The sequence below is a fragment of the Bradyrhizobium sp. Leo170 genome, assembly GCF_004296405.1.
Taxonomy (GTDB): domain Bacteria; phylum Pseudomonadota; class Alphaproteobacteria; order Rhizobiales; family Xanthobacteraceae; genus Bradyrhizobium.
The window spans coordinates 1-14,261 of sequence record NZ_PSRR01000230.1; the positions used below are offsets into that span (position 1 = coordinate 1).

Annotated in this window: 12 protein-coding genes; 5 read left to right on the top strand and 7 right to left on the bottom strand. The window is 62.2% G+C overall.

Features of this window, described 5'->3' with window-relative positions:
• Nucleotides 1–14 precede the first annotated feature (14 nt).
• Complete coding sequence (locus CWO89_RS29770; protein ID WP_130582135.1) at nucleotides 15–665, bottom strand: CoA transferase subunit B; 651 nt, start codon at nucleotides 663–665, stop codon at nucleotides 15–17.
• Nucleotides 666–683: 18 nt separating this feature from the next.
• Nucleotides 684–1,391: a CoA transferase subunit A gene (locus CWO89_RS29775; RefSeq protein WP_028167022.1), complete on the bottom strand. Its 708-nt coding sequence runs from the start codon at nucleotides 1,389–1,391 to the stop codon at nucleotides 684–686.
• Between the two features lie 257 nt (nucleotides 1,392–1,648).
• Between CWO89_RS29775 and CWO89_RS29780 the strand changes: the two genes are divergently transcribed.
• The 4 genes from CWO89_RS29780 (at nucleotide 1,649) to CWO89_RS29795 (ending at nucleotide 7,021) form a co-directional block, all read left to right on the top strand.
• The gene (locus CWO89_RS29780; RefSeq protein ID WP_130582136.1) at nucleotides 1,649–3,598 is read left to right on the top strand and encodes an AsmA family protein; all 1,950 of its coding nucleotides are present in this window, start codon (nucleotides 1,649–1,651) and stop codon (nucleotides 3,596–3,598) included.
• 138 nt (nucleotides 3,599–3,736) lie between these two features.
• Nucleotides 3,737–5,125 (top strand): ABC transporter substrate-binding protein, encoded by a 1,389-nt coding sequence (locus CWO89_RS29785; protein ID WP_130582137.1) that lies wholly within the window; start codon nucleotides 3,737–3,739, stop codon nucleotides 5,123–5,125.
• 178 nt (nucleotides 5,126–5,303) lie between these two features.
• The gene (locus CWO89_RS29790) at nucleotides 5,304–6,173 is read left to right on the top strand and encodes a carbohydrate ABC transporter permease (protein ID WP_130582138.1); all 870 of its coding nucleotides are present in this window, start codon (nucleotides 5,304–5,306) and stop codon (nucleotides 6,171–6,173) included.
• A complete protein-coding gene (locus tag CWO89_RS29795) occupies nucleotides 6,170–7,021 on the top strand; it encodes a carbohydrate ABC transporter permease (RefSeq protein ID WP_130582139.1) in 852 nt (283 codons plus the stop codon). Before CWO89_RS29790 ends, CWO89_RS29795 begins: the two co-directional genes overlap by 4 nt.
• 97 nt (nucleotides 7,022–7,118) lie before the next feature.
• Here CWO89_RS29795 and CWO89_RS29800 read toward each other — a convergent pair whose 3' ends face one another.
• The 3 genes from CWO89_RS29800 to CWO89_RS29810 are packed head-to-tail and all read right to left on the bottom strand — an operon-like array spanning nucleotide 7,119 to nucleotide 10,017.
• On the bottom strand, nucleotides 7,119–7,934 hold the full coding sequence (locus CWO89_RS29800) for an ABC transporter permease (protein WP_130582140.1): 816 nt from the start codon (nucleotides 7,932–7,934) through the stop codon (nucleotides 7,119–7,121).
• Complete coding sequence (locus tag CWO89_RS29805; RefSeq protein ID WP_130582141.1) at nucleotides 7,934–8,848, bottom strand: ABC transporter permease; 915 nt, start codon at nucleotides 8,846–8,848, stop codon at nucleotides 7,934–7,936. The genes CWO89_RS29800 and CWO89_RS29805 overlap by 1 nt, the downstream gene beginning before the upstream one ends.
• The gene (locus CWO89_RS29810) at nucleotides 8,845–10,017 is read right to left on the bottom strand and encodes an ABC transporter ATP-binding protein (RefSeq protein WP_130582142.1); all 1,173 of its coding nucleotides are present in this window, start codon (nucleotides 10,015–10,017) and stop codon (nucleotides 8,845–8,847) included. Before CWO89_RS29810 ends, CWO89_RS29805 begins: the two co-directional genes overlap by 4 nt.
• A gap of 137 nt (nucleotides 10,018–10,154) precedes the next feature.
• Here CWO89_RS29810 and CWO89_RS29815 point away from each other — a divergent pair, with 137 nt between their 5' ends.
• Nucleotides 10,155–11,459, top strand: coding sequence for a tetratricopeptide repeat protein (locus CWO89_RS29815; protein ID WP_245476646.1), 1,305 nt, complete (start codon nucleotides 10,155–10,157; stop codon nucleotides 11,457–11,459).
• A gap of 892 nt (nucleotides 11,460–12,351) precedes the next feature.
• Here the strand turns inward: CWO89_RS29815 and CWO89_RS29825 are convergent.
• Together CWO89_RS29825 and CWO89_RS29830 are read right to left on the bottom strand one after the other, a co-directional pair.
• Complete coding sequence (locus CWO89_RS29825; RefSeq protein WP_130582146.1) at nucleotides 12,352–13,536, bottom strand: extracellular catalytic domain type 1 short-chain-length polyhydroxyalkanoate depolymerase; 1,185 nt, start codon at nucleotides 13,534–13,536, stop codon at nucleotides 12,352–12,354.
• A 5-nt stretch (nucleotides 13,537–13,541) separates the two neighbouring features.
• Complete coding sequence (locus tag CWO89_RS29830; RefSeq protein WP_130582144.1) at nucleotides 13,542–13,961, bottom strand: ribbon-helix-helix domain-containing protein; 420 nt, start codon at nucleotides 13,959–13,961, stop codon at nucleotides 13,542–13,544.
• Nucleotides 13,962–14,261: the final 300 nt, after the last annotated feature.

Genomic DNA, 14,261 nt, shown 5'->3' on the forward strand with positions numbered 1-14,261 from the left:
GGGAAGAACCATCGTCACGTGTTCTTCAGCGCCACCCGAAACTCGGCTTCGGTCTTGGACTTGACCTCGTCGAGCGTGACGCCGTCGGCGAGTTCGACCAGCGCCATGCCGTCCTTGCCGTGCTTGTCGATGGTGAAGACGGCCAGATCAGTGACGACCATGTCGACCACACGTTCGCCGGTCAGCGGCAGCGAGCATTGCTTCAGCAGCTTCGCGCCGTCCTTGGCGGAATGCTCCATCACCACGACGACGCGCTTGACGCCGGCGACGAGGTCCATGGCGCCTCCCATGCCCTTCACCATCTTGCCGGGGATCATCCAGTTGGCGAGATCACCATTCTGGGCCACCTGCATCGCGCCGAGGATCGAAAGGTCGATATGACCGCCGCGCACCATGCCGAAGGAGTCGGCGCTGGAGAAATAGCTGGTCGACGGCAATTCGCTCACCGTCTGCTTGCCGGCGTTGATGAGGTCGGCGTCCTCCTCGCCCTCATAGGGGAACGGACCCATGCCGAGCATGCCGTTCTCGCTCTGCAGGCTGACGTCGATCCCCTCGGGGATGTAGTTCGAAACCAGCGTCGGGATGCCGATACCGAGGTTGACGTAATAGCCGTCGCGCAGCTCTTTCGCAGCGCGCGCCGCCATCTGTTCACGGGTCCAGGCCATGGGACTCTCCTGCTAAATTTAGGCTGCGGGGCGCGGGCGGGTGTTGCGGAACTCGATCCGCTTCTTGCCCGTGCCGACCTCGACGATGCGTTTCACGAAAATGCCTGGCGTGTGGATGTGATCGGGATCGATCTCGCCGGCCGGAACCAGATGCTCGACCTCGGCCACCGTGATCTTCGCGGCCGTCGCCATCATCGGGTTAAAGTTGCGCGCGGTCTTGCGATAGACCAGGTTCCCGGCAGTGTCGCCCTTCCAGGCGTGGATAATGGCAAGGTCGGCGAACAGGCCGCGCTCCATGATGTATTTCTCGCCGTCGAATTCCTTCACTTCCTTGCCCTCGGCAATCAGCGTGCCGACACCGGTCTTGGTGTAGAAGGCCGGAATCCCGGCGCCGCCGGCGCGGATGCGCTCGGCCAGCGTGCCCTGCGGATTGAATTCGAGCTCGAGCTCGCCGGCGAGATATTGCTGGGCGAACAGCTTGTTCTCGCCGACATAGGAGGAAATCATCTTCTTGATCTGCCGCGTCTCCAAGAGCCGGCTCAGCCCGATACCGTCGACGCCGGCATTATTGGAGACCACCGTCAGGTTCTTGACCCCGGAGTCCCTGATGGCATCGGAGAGGGTTTCGGCGATGCCGCAGAGGCCGAAGCCGCCCGACATGATCATCATGCCGTCCTTAAGGATGCCGTCGAGTGCCGATTTGGCGTCGGGATAGACCTTGTTCATGGAAGAGGACCTGATGGAGGGGCATTGGCAGCCCGAGGGCGCGGACGGCCGTTACAGACCGGGATTATTAGGCGAAATCTTCGCAATGCGTCAATGACGCCCCGTTTCGCCATCTCACCTGCCTACAACCTCGACGATGGCCTTGAAAGCGTCAAGAAAACCCTTCAAGTTGCGTGGCTTGGCAGGGGCGCCCGGTGCGCCGCCCGTTTTATTCGAATATCCGATCACCTCAACCCGACCTGGATATGTCACTGACGATGGCCCAAGGAATGAAGCGCCTGGGGATGCCGATTGCGGCGTTTTTCGGCCTCGCGCTGCTTGGCCTGATCGGGACATCCTGGTTTCTGAACCGGGACGCCCTGCAGCAGGCGGTGGAGGCGCAGATTCGCGCCGTCACCGGGCTCGACCTCGTCGTCAACGGCCATATCGATGTGTCGGTGTTCCCCGGCAGCTATGTCTCGTTCCATGATGTCGGGCTGAAGGGCGGCGGCACCATCGACCCCGCGCTGCAGGTCGACGTGCTCACCGCCAATCTGCGCCTGCTGCCGCTGTTGCTGCGGCGGTTCGAGATCGCCGACGTCATGATGCTGCGGCCGCATATCCATGTCATCAGGGACGGCAAGGGCGACAGCAACTGGACGCCGTTCATCGACACGATCGCACGCGCGATGAAGCCCGGTGCCGAGAACCAGATGTCGTTCTCGGAGATCCGCATCCAGGACGGCATCCTCAATTACGAGGATGAGAACAACCATGTCAGGGAGCAGCTCGGCGATATCGACCTGTCGCTGGCCTGGCCATCGATCTCGCGTTCCTTTGCCGCAACCGGGCAGTTCGACTGGCGCGGCGAGCGCGTCGACGGCTCGATCAGCGCCAGCGACTTCATCGCGCTGTTGTCGGGCGACCGCTCGGGGCTGAAGGCGCGGCTTGCCAGTGCGCCGCTCAAGCTCGCCTTCGACGGCACGGTCGCCAACCGGACCAGCCTGATGATGGAGGGCAACGCCACCATCGACAGCGTGTCCTTGCGCAACGCGCTGCGCTGGATGGGACAGGCCCCGCCTGGCAGCGGCGGGTTCGGCCGCTTCACGCTGAAGGCGCGCACCAATCTTGTCGGCGGCTCGGTGGCGCTCACCAATGTCAATGTCGAGCTCGACGGCAATGTCGCCGAGGGCGTGATGACCTTTGCCAACAATGGCAGGCAGACGCTGCAGGCGACGCTCGCCGCAGGCAACCTCGATTTCACGCCTTATGTCTCGACCTTCCGCCTGCTCGCCGGCGGCCAGCGCGACTGGAACCGGCAGTTGTTCGATCTGAACGCGCTCTCCGCCACCGACCTCGACATGCGGCTGTCGGCAGCGCGGGTGACGGTCGGCTCGACCAGACTCGGGCGCACCGCGCTCGGCGCCAATTTGCGCGGCGGCACGCTGGCGCTCTCCGTCGCGGAAGCGCAGATGTATGGCGGCATCGCTAAGGGCTCGCTCGGGATCGCGCGCTCGGATGCCATCGCCGATGTGAAGGCGCAGCTCGAGTTCACCGATGTCGACCTGCAGGCCTGCGCCAGCGAATTGTTCGGCGTCAGCAAGCTCACCGGCCGCGGCAATCTCAACGTCGCGCTGACGGCCTCCGGCTCCAGTCCGTTCGGGCTTGCGCAATCGCTCGATGGCACCGCGACGCTGAGCGGTCATGATGGCGCGATCGCGGGCTTCAATATCGAGCAGCTCCTGAAGCGGCTGGAGCGGCGGCCTCTGTCCGGCGGCGGCAATTTCCGCTCGGGCTCGACGCCTTACGACAATCTGACGATTGCCGTGCGGTTCAATGATGGCGTCGCCACCGCCGAGAACATCCGCCTCGAAGGACCTGCGGCCAAGATCACGCTGACCGGCACCGCCTCGGTGCCGTCGCGGGAATACGATCTGAAGGGCGTCGCCAGCCTGAATTCGGCGCCGAGCGGCAGCAACGGTTTTGACCTGCCGTTCGTGGTGCAGGGGCCGTGGGACGATCCTTTGGTCTTCCCGGATCCGGAAAGCCTGATCCGCCGCTCGCCGGCATCGTCGCAGTTGCTCAAGGCGGTGAAGGACCGCAAGACGGGCGACACCGTGCGCTCGGTGATCGAGCGCCTCACCGGCGGCGCGCGGCAGCCGCCTGCCGATGCCGCGGAATCCCCGACAAGAGCGCCGACGGCGGCCGAGAACGCCAAGCCGAATTGAACCTTCAGACTTTCGTCGTGGTTCAAAGGCGAACCGTGCGACCAAGATTCCGACGCGCCATCTGGATCAGGCCGCGGCCATGCGCTAGTCTTTTATCCAACCGGTTAAAAAAACCGGCATCAAGACAGGGAGAACAACGTGAAATCCAAGTTGGGTATTGCTGTGCTTTCTTTCGCGGTCGCCGCCATCGGGCTGATCCACGCGACCGCGCCGGCAATGGCGCAGGAGAAGAAGATCACGGTCTGGTGGGGCAAGGGCTTCTACAAATCCGAGGATGACGCGCTCCTCGAGGCGATCAAGAAATTCGAAGCCAAGACCGGCATCAAGGTCGAACTTTCGCAATACGCGATCCAGGACATGATCCCGAAGACGGTGGCCGCGCTCGATTCCGGCACCGTGCCCGACGTCGCCTATTCCGATACGTATGACGTGCAGGCCGGCGGCAAATGGGCGTTCGAAGGCAAGCTCGAGGACCTCTCCGACATCCTGCTGCCGATGAAATCGGCCTTCGCCCCGAACACGCTGGAAACCGCCTACCTCTATAACGACCAGACCAAGAAGAAGGGCTATTACGGCTTCCCACTGAAGCAGCAGAGCATGCACGTCCAGATCTGGGGCGACATGCTGCAGCAGGCCGGCTTCAAGCCGAGCGATATCCCGACCAAATGGGCGGATTACTGGTCGTTCTGGTGCGACAAGGTGCAGCCGGCGATCCGCAAGGCGACCGGCAACCGCATCTACGGCGTCGGTCAGCCGATGGGCGTGGAATCGACCGACTCGTTCCAGTCGTTCTACACCTTCATGGACGCCTATGACGTCAAGCTCGTCGACGACGACGGCAAGCTCCTGGTCGACGATCCCAAGGTGCGCGACGGGCTGATCCACGCGCTCAAGGATTACACCGACACCTACATCAAGGGCTGCACGCCACCCTCCTCGACGACCTGGAAGGACCCGGACAACAACGTCGCCTTCCACAACAAGACCATCGTGATGACCCACAACTTCACGATCTCGATCGCGGCGAAATGGTTCGAGGATTCGAACAACCAGGCACTGACGCCGGAGCAGCGCGCCGCCGGCAAGAAGGCCTATGAGGAAACCATCGTCACGGCGTCCTTCCCGAACAAGCCGGACGGCAACCCGATCAAGTACCGCTCCGACGTCAAGACCGGCGTGATCTTCACCGCGGCCAAGAACAAGGCCGAGGGCAAGGAGTTCGTCAAATTCCTGCTGCAGGAAGAGAATCTCGGCCCCTATGTCGAAGGTGCGCTCGGCCGCTGGTTCCCGGTCACGGTCGCCGGCCAGAAGAGCCCGTTCTGGCAGGCCGACCGGCATCGCAAGGCGGTCTACACCCAGTTCACCGGCGGCACCACGCCGTTCGACTTCACCAAGAACTACAAGTTCACGATCCTGAACAACGAGAACGTCTGGGCCAAGGCCATGAACCGCGTCGTCAGCGAGAAGGTGCCGGTGGACAAGGCCGTCGACGAACTGATCGCCCGCATCAAGCAGGTCGCGGGCTGACACCCGCTTCTCCCTCTCCCCGCTCTTCGCGGGGAGAGGGTCGGGGTGAGGGGCTTTCTCCGCTGGCTCGAAACATATGAGTACGCGGAGAGTCCCCTCACCCGGATCGCATCTTGCGATGCGATCCGACCTCTCCCCGCAGGCGGGGCGAGGTGTACGAAATCGACAGGGATGAGTAATGGCGATCACGCTTTCCGATCATGCGATCCCGCGCCCGCCGCTGTCGGCGCGGCTGTCGACGCCGCAAGTCTGGGGCATCCTGCTGCTGGCGCCCTATCTGCTCGTGTTCCTGGCCTTCGTGCTCTATCCCGTCGGTTACGGGCTATGGCTCGCACGCCATCCGCAAAGCTATGTCGAGCTCTATAACGACCCGATCTTCGCGCGGGCCGCGGTCAACACGCTGATCTTCCTCGTCATCGGCATCAACGTCAAAATGCTGATCGCGCTGTTTTTGTCGGGCTTCTTCGTCCAGCAGCGCGCCTGGATCAGGTGGCTGTCGGTGCTGTTCATCCTGCCCTGGGCGGTGCCGTCGATCCCGACCATCCTGTCGGTACGCTTCATGCTCAATCCGGAATGGGGCGTGGTCAATCACATCATCTTCAGCTTGACCGGCGATGACGGTCCGAACTGGCTCAACGATCCCACGGTGGCACTGACCATGGCGATCGGCGTGCACATCTGGAAGTCGCTGCCGTTCTGGACGCTGATCCTGATGACCGGGCGGCTTGCCATCTCCAACGACCTGTTCGAGGCCGCAGCCGTCGACGGCGCGAGCTTTTGGCAAAAATTCCGCTACATCACCTGGCCGTCGATGCAGACGCTGTACATCACCTGCACGCTGCTCTCGATGATCTGGACGCTCGGCGACTTCAACAGCGTCTATCTCTTGACCGGCGGCGGGCCGGCCGACCTCACCCATGTGCTGTCCACGCTCGGCATCCGCTATCTCCGGCTCGACCAGCTCAATCTGGCGATGGCCTCGATCGTTTGCGCGCTGCCGCTGGTGCTGCCACTCGTCTATTTCATGATGAAACGGTTGTCGCGATGAAGCTCCCTACCCTGCGCGAGATCGGCACCGAGGCCAAGCTGCTCCTGATCGGCATCCCCGTCCTGATCTGGACGTTGGTGCCGATCTATCACATGTTCCTGTTCGCGATCTCGCCGAAGGAGGACGCGTTCTCCGGCAAGCTTTGGCCCGATCATCCGACGCTGCACAATTTCGAGATCGTGTTCCGCCAGCAGCATTACTTCCTGCGTGACTTCTGGATGCAGTTCGGGAATTCAACCGTGATCGCGCTGGCGACCGGGGCGCTGACGCTATTCATCGCCACCACAGCGGCATTCTCGATCTCGCGATTGCGCGCGCCCGGCGGCCGCGCGATGATGAACCTGGCGCTGTTCACTTATTTCATCCCGGCGGCGTTCCTGGCCGTGCCGATGTACCGCACCATGGGCAATTACGGATTGCTCAACAGTCACTGGTCGCTGATCCTGGCGATGGTGACGATCGCTTCGCCCTACGCGATCTGGGTGCTGAAGCAGGCTTCCGACAAATTGCCGGTCGAGCTCGACGAAGCCGCGACCATGGATGGCGCGACCACGCTGCAATTGTTCCGCCTGGTCTATGTGCCTCTGATGATGCCCTCGCTGGTCGCGGTCGGCACCTACGCGATCCTGCTGGCCTGGAACGAATATCTCTACGCGTTCCTGCTGCTGTCGAAGGACACCGATATCACGCTTCCCGTCGCGCTCGGCAACTTCCTTGCCGCCGATGACTCGCCGTGGGAGCTGTTGATGACCACCGGCTTCATCTATGCGCTGCCGCCGGCCGCCATCTACTACGCCTTCAGGCGCTACATGGTCGGCGGCCTCACCGCGGGCGCGGTGAAGTCGTGATAGGACACCGTCATTGCGAGGAGCGGTAGCGACGAAGCAATCCATGTCTCCGCGAGCCGCAAGATGGATTGCTTCGCTTACGCTCGCAATGACGAGGTTAAAGCGGCGCGGCGCTCTCGCCCTGAGAGCTCGACAGTTTCGAGGCGAACGAGGCGGCCACGATCAGCATGGCGATCAATGCGATCACCAGCGTGCAGATCGCGTTGATCTCCGGCTTCACCCCGAGCCGCACCTCCGAATAAATCCGGATCGGCAGCGTCGCCGAGCCGGGACCGGTGGTGAAGCTTGCGATCACGACGTCGTCGAGCGACAGCGTGAAGGCGAGCATCCAGCCCGCGACAATGGCGGGGATGATCAGCGGCAGCGTCACCATCAGGAACGCCTTCACCGGATTGCAGCCGAGGTCCATCGCAGCCTCCTCCAGACTGCGGTCAAGCGAAGCAAGGCGTGACTGCACCACCACGGTGACGAAGCACATGGTCAGCGTGGTGTGCGCGATGGTCACCGTCCAGAAGCCGCGCTCGGCGTTCAGCGCCACAAACAGCAGGAGCAGCGACAGGCCCGAGATCACCTCCGGCATCACCAGCGGCGAATAGAGCATGCCGGAGAATAGCGCCCGCCCAGCAAAGCGTTCGCCGCGCGCCAGGCCTATGGCCGCGAGCGTGCCGAGCAGCGTCGCAAATGTGGCGGAAACCGCGGCAACGCGCAGGCTCATCCAGGCAGCTTCGAGCATGGCGCGGTCGTTGAAGAACTCGATGTACCAGCGCAGCGACCAGCCGCCCCACACGTTCACCAGCCGGGACGCATTGAACGAAAAGATCACAAGGATCACGATCGGCAGGTAAAGGAACGCGAGCCCGAGCGCCAGCGCGGTCATGTTGAAGCGCGAAAGTCGGTTCACGGTATGCGCCATCAGCGTCGGCCCTCGACCTGCCGGCGCTGCAGCCGGTCATAGAGCACGAGGGGCGGCACCAGCAGTAGCAACAGCGCAATCGCGACGGCGGAGGCCACCGGCCAATCCTTATTGGTGAAGAATTCGAGCCAGAGCGTCTGGCCGATCATCAACGAATTGGAACCGGCGAGGAGATCGGGGATCACGAACTCGCCGACGATCGGAATGAAGCAGAGCAATACCCCTGCCCCGACGCCCGGCAGTGACAGCGGAAACGTCACGAGCCAGAAGGCCTTCCGCGGCGAGGCGCCCAGATCTTCGGCGGCTTCCAGCAGCGCGCGGTCCATCTTCGCGAGCGTGGCGTAGAGCGGCAGGATCATGAACGGCAGATAGGAATAGACGATGCCGATATACATCGCGGTGTCGGTCGAGAGCCAGACAACCGGCTTGGACACCAGATGCAATGCGAGCAGGATCCGATTGAGCAAACCGTCATGCTGCAAGATGTTGATCCAGGCATAGATGCGGATTAGGAACGAGGTCCAGAACGGCACGATGACCAGGATCATCGCGATGCCCTGCCAGCGCTGCGGCAGCCGCGCCATGCCGTAGGCGATGGGATAGCCGATCACGAGCAGAATCAGCGTCGAGGTTATGGCGACGACGAGGCTACGCAGATAGGACAGGATGTAGAGATTGTCAGAAATCAGCAGCCGGTAATTTTCCAGCGATAACTGTTCGAACGCGCCCTTGAACGCTTCCCACCCCTCGCTGAGGTCGAACACCGGCGTATAGGGCGGCTGCGCGATCGCGGTCTGCGACAGGCTGATCTTCAGCACAAAGCCGAACGGTACCAGGAAAAACAGCGCCATCCAAAGATATGGCGCGATGGCGGCATAGCGCGCCGGACGGGCAAAGATACGGCGCGTGCTCATTGCTCGAGCACCACACCGTCGTCAGGCGCGAACCAGGCGGCCACGCGCTCGCTCGAGCCATAGCCGTCCACGTCAAGCCGCGCGGTATTGGCCATCACGGAGCGCACCACGGCGCCATTGTCGAGCCTGATCCTGTAGGCGGTGAGGCCGCCGAGATAGTTGATCTCCGCAACCTCGCCCTCGAACCGATTGATCGCTTGCAACGCGTCGGCACTCGACGCCAATCCGCGCCGCGATAATTTGATCTTCTCGGGCCGGATCGCGACGGTGACGATCTCTTTCGTCACCGGCTGGCGCGGTTCGGTCACGGTGATGATCCCTGCCTCGCGCGTCGTGACCTTCAGCCTGCCCTGCTCGCGGGAGATGACCTGCCCCTCGAACAGATTGACGTCGCCGACGAACTCGGCGACCCAGCGTGAGGCTGGCGCCTCATAGAGGTCGCGCGGCGTCGCGACCTGCGCCAGGCGGCCTGTGTCCATCACGCCGATCCGGCTCGCCATCGTCATCGCCTCTTCCTGGTCGTGGGTGACGATGATGAAGGTCATGCCAAGGCGGCGCTGCAATTCCATCAATTCTGCCTGCGTGCTCTCCCGCAGTTTCTTGTCGAGCGCGGCCAAGGGCTCGTCGAGCAGCAGCACCTGCGGCCGGCGTGCCAGCGAGCGCGCCAAGGCCACGCGCTGCCGCTGTCCGCCGGAAAGCTGGTCGGGCTTGCGTTTCTCCATCCCTTCGAGCTTGACGAGCGCCACCATCTCGGCGACGCGGGCGGCGATCTCGCCGCGCGCCATGCCAGCGCGCCGCAGGCCGAATGCGATGTTGTCACGCACCGAGAGATGCGGAAACAGCGCATAGTTCTGGAACATCATATTGACGGGCCGCTCATGCGGCATCACCTGCGCGATGTCGCGACCAGCAAGCAGGAGGCGTCCCTCGTCCGGGGTCTCGAAACCCGCCAGCATGCGCAACAGCGTGGTTTTGCCGCAGCCGCTCGGGCCAAGCAGGGCGAAGAACTCACCGGCGCGGATGTCGAGTGAGAGCTGATTGACCGCGGTGAAGTTGCCGAACCTTTTCGTCACGCCCTCGATGCGCAGCAGCGGCATGTCGGTCGCCCTCCGCGGCGCAGTGTCTTCCGTCGTCGAATTATTTGCCGTCTTCGCCAGTTCCTCAGCCATGATTCCCTTTAGCCCGATCGTGACCGCAAGCTAGCGGCGGATCGCCACTGGCTCAACCGCTTCACGCGGCGTCTTCCGCAATATTGTTGTCACAGCCGCCTCTGCTAGATTTCGCCTTCACGTCAGGAGGACGAACGATGAACCGGGACCGCTACGACCTGCCGCTGACGACCGCTTCCGATCGCGCCGCGGCGCTCTACCGTGATGGCATCGACTGTATCCTTGCGGCCTGGCATGGCGCGGATGCGGCCTTTGAGGCGGCCATCGCCGAGGATCCCGATTTCGCACTGGCGCATGTGGCGCGTGCCCGCGTCCATCAGATCAACATGGAAGGCGCGGCGGCCCGCGACAAGGCTGCAAGAGCCCGGCAATTGGCCGCGACCGCGAGCCGGCGCGAGCAGCAGCATATCGAGATCGTGGCATCGGTGGTCGAAAGCCAGACCAGGCAGGCATTGCAAGCTGCCGAACAGCACCTCGCGGAATTTCCGCGCGACGCGCTGATCCTGTCGCTGCTGCTCGGCGCCTTCGGCCTCTACGCTTTCTCAGGGCGCGCCGACCACGACGCGGCGCGGCTTTCGATTTGCCAGCGCTACGCCGCCGATTATGGCGAGGACTGGTGGTTCCTGACCTATCTCGGCTGGTCGCAAACCGAGGCGGGCGACGTCGTCACCGGCCGCGATACCACCGAGCGCGCCTATTGGATGAATCCTGCAAACGCCAGCGCGGCCCATGCCCTGTCGCATGCGCTGTTCGAGCAGGGTGATCCGACGCAAGGCCGTGCCTTCCTGTCCGGCTGGCTGCCGGCCCACGACCGGGTAAGCTTCTTGCAGGGACACCTTGCCTGGCACCTGGCACTGATCGCGCTCGAGGACGGCGATACTGGCGGCGCGCTCGACATCTACGAACGGCATATCAGACCGCAGGGGCGGCCCTATCCGCCGCTGAACATTCTGACGGACACCACCTCATTGCTGTGGCGGCTCTCGCTGGCGGGAAGGACCGGGCTTGAATCGCATTGGCAGGAAGTCACCGCCTACGGCGAGAAATTCTTCCCGAAAGCCGGCGCGCATTTTGCCGACGTCCACCACGCCTTGGCTGCCGCGGCGACCAACGGCGGCGCTCTGGAGCCGCGGCTTGCGGAAATGGAGGCACGGCGCGCCGAGGGCAAGCTGGCGCCCGGCGCTTCCGCGATCGGCCTCTGCCGCGGCATCCAGGCATTCGCCTCGGGCGACAACGAGGGCGCTGTCCGCATCCTCGAGCCGTTGATGCCCGAACTGGTGCGGATCGGCGGCAGCCACGCCCAGCGCGAGCTTTGGGAGGACACGTTCATCGTCGCCTGTCTTCGCGCGAGGCGAGGCGAGAAGGCGACAAAGCTGATCGCCGAGCGCCTGCATCGGCGGCCGTCCCGCCGCGACGAAGCATGGTCGCGCGAGACAGGTTGAGACAGGGCCTTCAGCTAGAGCCTGTAATTGTAAATCCGGAACCCATGGACTTGGCGATATCCGCACTATACTCCGAAGCAGACATCCCGACCGGCCTTCAGCACGTGGGCTTTGGGCCACAGGTGGATTGGGATCCTCGTGAATAGATCCAGGTTAACTCCTCCTACAGTCAAGACGCCTCGCGTCTTCCTGGTTCGGCGTCAGGATTGGGATTATCTTGTGCCGCGACTAAACAGTAACAAAAACGGCAACTGCTGGCGGTTCGCTCGGGTTCGCTGAAGTGGCGCGAGTGGCCTCCTTCGTGATGGCCGAAATCGAATTTCCAGACTTCCGAACTATACTGGCGAACTGTTCGTCCGAGAGCTTGAGGCGCTTGCGCAAGACCTTGACCTGCACTTTATCTCTCAAATCCAACGCATTACGGAAATAGGTGGGCTTGCGCCTATTCATTGTGGTTCACTCGCGATGAAAGGATACGGTTGAACCGCGACTAGGCGGGCGTTACGCCGCCTGGTCGCGATGGTGACTGTCCCACTCCTCGTGAAGATTCCGTCTCCGTTGAGAAAACCTATGGCATGGACCAACGTTCCGCCGTATTTGGAAATATCTGACTGTCGAGCAGAGACCGGTTATAGGCGCCGCAGCATTGGAGCCTCTTACTTTCCGTCTATCGTTTTCGGCTTTGTGGGCTGCTCGCAGCTTGCCCCGGACATATTCCGTGAGGCCGCCAACCTCGTCATTCGGCGCTTCCGAAGTAAATCCATTCTGGATCGAAAGCGCCGGGTTTAAGGGCGGTCCGTGACTTCCAGTCTACCCCGATAAGCAGACGATTTCAGAGCTACGCCGTACTTCGCATTAGGGCCAGAAACGGACTATCTCTGATCTGTCAATATTACGGCAGCGAATGCTCGAGGAAAAAACGCAGCATTTCTCTTGTTGCGTCCGGTCCTCGCGGATCAGTGTAGGAGCCCGCGGAGCTTCCCCCCGACCATGCGTGTCCGGCTCCGTGGATGCTCCAGTGCTCAAGGACGTGGCGCCCTCTGGCGTCGCTATGGACGGTGCGAGTATAGGCGTGACCTCCAGCCACCTGCCCACGATGAACGTTTCTTTCCGTGCTCACCGCATTGATGAACTGCTCAATAACTTGATCGCCGTTCTTTGGGTGCACTGCACTGTCGCGATCGCCGTGAAAAACAATGGTCGGAACAGGGTCGGTCGAACCCGTCCGATGGTTAAAGCCGCCGCCTTGTCGCATGGCGAGGAGCGCAGAGGGAAGGTCGGTGGCGGCACCACATGCAAGGCCAGAATGTACACCCACGGCCGCATATAGATCGTTATATGTTGCTCCCATGATGACCGCTGCGGCCGCTCCGGCTGATAATCCAGCCACGTAGACACGCATTTGATCAACTGAGTACTCCCGCATGATTTGGCGCGTGATCCCCGCGATAAGCGAGGGCTCCCCTGTGCCACGCTGCTGGTCGGTTGTGCGAAACCAATTCCAGCATTTCGCGTGATTTGCTTCGCTACGCTGCGCGGGATAGACCACAAAGCAAGGTTGTGCTTCTGCGATGAAATTCATTCTCGTGCCGGCGGCGAAATCTTCTGGCGACTGGGTGCAACCGTGGAGCATGACGATCAACGGAATGGGCTGCCCGTGATACCGGCTCGGAATGAAGAGCCTGTAGGCACGACTTCCCGCAGGATTGCTATAGCTGCCGTCGATAAATCTCGCACCCTCCGGCACGATGTCGCGCATGGACGGCGGAGCGCGCTTTATTGCGCGCCGCAATGGGAGCCCAACGAAACTGTTTGTGCGATTTGACGACGCGCGGACCTTGCGCGGTTGAGCGGATGTGCTCCGCGCTGACTGCGGGCTCTCCGTTTCTTCAACCCAATTTGCTTTCGCATCTATAATTAACGGTGCACCTCCTGGGAGGGCGATGGGGTCGGTGCGGAATGTCGCATCCGGCGCTCGTTCACCGCAAAGCATTTGCTGGAGAAGTGCCGTCGCCTCGACGAGTCGGCCCGCGCGCGTGAGACGTGTGGCTTCGCGAATGATGTCCTGTCTGAGCATCGCCATCACCGCGTCCTGTCGGTTAGCGCGGCTTTGACCGCCGGAGTGGCATGGAGAGCGCCAAGCACGGAGACCGAAGCAATCGTGGCGCGAGCAAGCTCGGGTGTGACGTCTTGGGCGATTGTCGCAAGGCCCAGAACATTGATGTGCAGCATCTCGCCGGCGCGTCGGACCGTTTCGAGATCCTCACGGCTGTAATTCCGTAGACCGAGGTCCAGGCTTTTCCGAGCAGTCGACTGTTTGACCACATCCGCATGACGTTCGAGTTGGTTGCGGATGGCTGTGCGAATGAAATCGGTTCGGTTCGAGTAGAACCCTTCCTGGACCATGAGGTCGACCTGCCCAAGGTCGACATAACCCAGATTGATCGTGATTTTCTCGCTATCTGGCTGCTTCGGCCGGAGTTCGCGGACATTGCTCGACATGACTTTTCCATCCATATGACATCCATATGGATGGTACGTGGATGTCAACTCGGAGTATTCAAGGGCTCGCCCTCAAGAAAGTATCTGCCTTTGGCGGGGCCTGGTGTATCCGCGTACAGCTCGAATAACTCGATCCAGGTTGTTTGCCGGCAATAGGTCACTCGTGGGATAGCGCCAATGGTGACGTCGCGCTCTCAGGCGATCGGTTGATCCAGCGATGGCACCCGGGCGATGTACTCTTCAGCACGCTCGCCTCCGAGAGCGGCGCAACAGCGGATATGCCGTGAGGTCCGCGTCGGG

Bases quoted from the DNA above. Each gene is read 5' to 3' on its own strand.
- CWO89_RS29795 (WP_130582139.1), top strand. From the start codon at position 6,170: ATGAAGCTCCCTACCCTGCGCGAGATCGGCACCGAGGCCAAGCTGCTC.
- CWO89_RS29815 (WP_245476646.1), top strand. From the start codon at position 10,155: ATGAACCGGGACCGCTACGACCTGCCGCTGACGACCGCTTCCGATCGC.
- CWO89_RS29805 (WP_130582141.1), bottom strand. From the start codon at position 8,848: ATGAGCACGCGCCGTATCTTTGCCCGTCCGGCGCGCTATGCCGCCATC.
- CWO89_RS29775 (WP_028167022.1), bottom strand. From the start codon at position 1,391: ATGAACAAGGTCTATCCCGACGCCAAATCGGCACTCGACGGCATCCTT.
- CWO89_RS29800 (WP_130582140.1), bottom strand. From the start codon at position 7,934: ATGGCGCATACCGTGAACCGACTTTCGCGCTTCAACATGACCGCGCTG.
- CWO89_RS29790 (WP_130582138.1), top strand. From the start codon at position 5,304: ATGGCGATCACGCTTTCCGATCATGCGATCCCGCGCCCGCCGCTGTCG.
- CWO89_RS29780 (WP_130582136.1), top strand. From the start codon at position 1,649: ATGGCCCAAGGAATGAAGCGCCTGGGGATGCCGATTGCGGCGTTTTTC.
- CWO89_RS29810 (WP_130582142.1), bottom strand. From the start codon at position 10,017: ATGGCTGAGGAACTGGCGAAGACGGCAAATAATTCGACGACGGAAGAC.
- CWO89_RS29770 (WP_130582135.1), bottom strand. From the start codon at position 665: ATGGCCTGGACCCGTGAACAGATGGCGGCGCGCGCTGCGAAAGAGCTG.
- CWO89_RS29830 (WP_130582144.1), bottom strand. From the start codon at position 13,961: ATGTCGAGCAATGTCCGCGAACTCCGGCCGAAGCAGCCAGATAGCGAG.
- CWO89_RS29825 (WP_130582146.1), bottom strand. From the start codon at position 13,536: ATGCTCAGACAGGACATCATTCGCGAAGCCACACGTCTCACGCGCGCG.